We start from the raw sequence: 3,502 nt of genomic DNA, 5'->3' as shown, positions 1-3,502 counted from the left end.
GGGAACTCCTCGAGCAGCGCGGCGATGCGCCGACCCATCCGCCCGCCCGCCCCGTAGATGCCCAGCTTCACGCGCGCAGCTCGATCTTCTGGTCGGCGCAGAGCGCGCGCAGGCGCGCCTCGGTCTCCGGGAGGAGCGGCGCCAGCGGCAGACGGCACTCCGCCGAAATCAGCCCGGTGGCCCAGGCCAGCGCGGTCTTCACCGGCACCGGGTTCGTCTCCCAGAACATGCCCGCGAAGAGGGGCAAGAGGCCCAGGTGGATGCGGCGCGCCTCCGCGATGTCCCCCGCCTCGAAGGCCCTCCAGAGCGCCACGAAGCGCTCCGGCACCAGGTTGCTCGCGACGGCGGTGAGGCCGCGCCCACCCACGCACCAGAGCGGAAAGGCGGTGGCGTCGTCGCCGCTCAAGACCTGCATGCGGTCCCCGCAACGCCGCACGATCTCCGCGCCGAACTGCAGATCCGCGGTGGCCTCCTTCACCGCCACGATGGTGGGCAGATCGGCGAGGCGGTCGAGGGTGTCGACGGTGAAGGAGACGGCGGTCCGCCCGGGCACGTTGTAGAGCACCAGCGGCAGCTCCGTGGCCTCGGCGATGGCCGCGCAGTGCCGGTAGAGCCCCTCCTGGGTGGGCTTGTTGTAGTAGGGGGTGATCACCAGGCCGGCGTCGGCGCCCACCTCTGCCGCAGCGCGGGCGTTCGCGATGGAGCGGGCCGTGTCGTTGGTGCCCACGCCCGCGATGACCTTCAGGCGGCCCTTGGCGGTCTGCACCGCCGTGCGGATGAGGCCCAAGCGCTCCTCGTCCGTGACCGTGCTCGACTCCCCGGTGGTCCCGCAGGGCACCACGCCGTGGATGCCCGCCGCGATCTGCCGCTCCACCAGGGCCGCGAAGGCCTCCAAATCGGCCCGCCCCGCGGTGAAGGGGGTGACCAGGGCCGTGTGCACTCCGCTGAACATTGGACCTCCGACGACTGCTCGAAAGGGCAACGCAGCTAAGCGGAAAGGGCTACGGGGTGCAACGGCGAGGCCCTCTCATCGGCCGTTGACAGCGCAGATCGCGGCCGTTAGGGTCCGCCGCAATCTGGTCCCCCAAAGGGATGCCCATGTTCTCGGTCGTCTTGAGCCTCTCCATCGCCGCGCTCGCCGGTGTCGCCCTCGCGGCCGGAGCTTGTCAGCTGGTGCTCGGCGTCTTGCCCAAGCAAGACCCCTAGCAGCGCGCGCCAAAGCGCGGAATTACTGCATGGAGTGGCGTAAGTAGCTGAAATTGTTCGGGGCGGCACTTCGGAGTTAGGAATGTGCCGATCCGGAGGACGCTGAGCCGCCTCGCCCGGATCGGCCAGACGAGCAGCACGCCCCATCAGCTGTGGTGATCGTGCGCGTCGTCGTGCTGGTGCTCGGGTGCCGTGGGCCGGGCGTGCTCGTCGTCGTGCTGGGGCTCGGGGGCCGCGGCTCGTGCCTGGCGCTGAGGCGGAGCAGAGACTCCGGCTCGCCGGCCGCCTGGGCCGCGATGCTCACCCGCCTCGTGCAACGCCACGCCTGAGGCGACGGCCTACCGCTATGCAGCGGCGAGGTCCACCGGCTCCTCCTCCTTGGCGAGGTGCCGGGCGAGTCGGCCGAGGTTGCACCGCATTACGATGACAGAGGCTTGGAGCGTGGCCTGCTGCAGGCCCCAGGCCCGCGCCTGCCGCCCCCCGTGGCGCACCACTTGGTTGACCAGCCGCTCACACTGACTGCGCGTGCGGTACTGCTCACGGATCTCTTCTCTCTCCCATCGTTCGCGGAGGACGATGAGTTCCTCGTGCCTCGGGTTGATCGCCACGGTCTTGCAGGTGGCACGGGCGGTCAGGCACTTGCCGCGCAGCGGGCAGGTGTCGCAGCTTGCCTTGGACCAAGAGAAGTAGCGCCTCGTCTTGCCTTGCCTCATGGCGACCTCGACGCCCCCCGGACACTTCGCCGTCCCCGCCGCCACATCGATGTCGAAGTCCGTCGAGTTGAAGCGGTCCTTCGGCCGCGTCACCGGCAGCGGAGGCGCGAGGACGTCCACACCATGCTGGCGGCGCCCGAGCAGATGCAGCTCGGCCCCGCCGTAGGCCGTGTCCCCCAGGACCTGGGAGAGGTCGGCGTGGAGCTGCTTCGCCCGCCCGATGAGGCGCAGTGCGACCGTGCCATCGCCCTTGTTGGCCGGCGTGACCGACAAGGAGGTGATCAAGCCACTCACCACTTCCCCCAGCAGGTGGACCTTGAAGCCGCGGAAGGGCTGGCTCCTCGTCTTGCGACTGTGGCGAGCCATCGGATCCGTGATGCTCACCGTCCGGTCCCGCGCGACTTTCTGCGCGACACGCAGTCGGGCCGAGTCATCGACCTCGAGGTCATCGGCGATCACCTTGGCCAGCTGGCGGCACCGACGCAGGAGGCCCTTGCGCTTGTTGTGCCGCACGGACTCCACCTCGGCGCGAACTTGTTCGATGACTCGAAGCACGTCGGCTGCCAACGAATCGATCAGCCCGGCGCGCGCATCGGCGTCTCGCCAGTTGATGCGGAAATGGCCCTTCGTGCTCTTCGCGAGGAGGAAGGGGAGCTTCCAGGCCGTGGCCACCGCCGCGAGGGTCTGCCCCTTCGCTCGAGCCCACTGCTTCCCCAGGCCCCGCAGGCCATCGCCGAGGAGGCGCACCGTGCCGCGCGCCGCGCCGTAGCACCACATCGGCGTGCTATCCATCGCCCATACAGCCTCAGGACTCACGATGCCCGCGTCCACGCACATCCGGACGTGATGTTCGTGCAGCAGTTGGTACCGGGGCACTCCGCTCTCCAGGTCGCGCCCCAGCAGGTACCGCTCGAAGCGCCGGAAGCTCGACTCGCTCGGCGCCTTGCCCCCGATCTCCAAACCCGTCGCAGCCCGCCACGCAAGGTCGGTCCCGAGGCGCCGCACCATCGCCTTGCGGCTCATCCCTTCCTCACTGAAGCGCAGCAGCAAGGTGGTCATCAGGACCGACGCCGGCCAAGCGTCTCGGCCCCGCCGCCCATGGCCGTGCCAGTCTGAGAAGAGCCAGTCCGGGTACAGCTTCGCGGCCTGCGTCCGGAACAGCCACGGCAGCGAGGCAGGCGCCAGCACGCGGGGATCAGCGAACTCCGGCGTGAAGAAGGAGGTCTGCGAGAGGTTCTTGGTTGGCACGTCCGGGCTCCCCGCCCCGGAGCCCTTGCCGAAATGCCATCATCTCAGGCAGCGTCACCACGGCGTTGCGTCGGGGCTGTGGTTGTTGCGTAGGAACTCCAGCTCAACCCCGTGCGCGACGCCGGTCAACCCCGCAGAACCAGGGGTCGCCTAAGTGATCGGAATCACTTCGAAACTGATTTACGGCGCGCGCTGCTAGGGGTCTGTCGGGGATTGGGCCCTTTTGGGGGATCGACCCGAGGATCTGGCCATGATCTACTGGGCCATGGCCAAGACGTATCGCGAATGGGAGCCGGATCAGCAGTTTCTGCTGCCGCCGTCGCCCCACGACTGGC

3 protein-coding genes are annotated in these 3,502 nt (G+C 69.1%); 1 reads left to right on the top strand and 2 read right to left on the bottom strand.

The features are described 5' to 3' along the window. Positions 1-67: 67 nt before the first annotated feature. A complete protein-coding gene (locus tag GY812_15605; GenBank protein ID MCP4436906.1) occupies positions 68-952 on the bottom strand; it encodes a 4-hydroxy-tetrahydrodipicolinate synthase in 885 nt (294 codons plus the stop codon). 409 nt (positions 953-1,361) lie between these two features. Here GY812_15605 and GY812_15600 point away from each other — a divergent pair, with 409 nt between their 5' ends. Next, positions 1,362-1,535, top strand: coding sequence for a hypothetical protein (locus tag GY812_15600; GenBank protein ID MCP4436905.1), 174 nt, complete (start codon positions 1,362-1,364; stop codon positions 1,533-1,535). A gap of 15 nt (positions 1,536-1,550) precedes the next feature. Here the strand turns inward: GY812_15600 and GY812_15595 are convergent, their stop codons facing one another. Next, the gene (locus GY812_15595) at positions 1,551-3,167 is read right to left on the bottom strand and encodes a transposase (GenBank protein MCP4436904.1); all 1,617 of its coding nucleotides are present in this window, start codon (positions 3,165-3,167) and stop codon (positions 1,551-1,553) included. Positions 3,168-3,502: the final 335 nt, after the last annotated feature.

The organism is Actinomycetes bacterium, assembly GCA_024222295.1.
Lineage (GTDB): Bacteria > Actinomycetota > Acidimicrobiia > Acidimicrobiales > Microtrichaceae > JAAEPF01.
The sequence above is the reverse complement of the archived record's forward strand: the minus strand, read 5'-3'. Positions and strand labels throughout refer to the sequence as shown.

Coding starts and splice junctions, on each gene's coding strand:
- GY812_15605 (MCP4436906.1), bottom strand. CDS start 952: ATGTTCAGCGGAGTGCACACGGCCCTGGTCACCCCCTTCACCGCGGGG.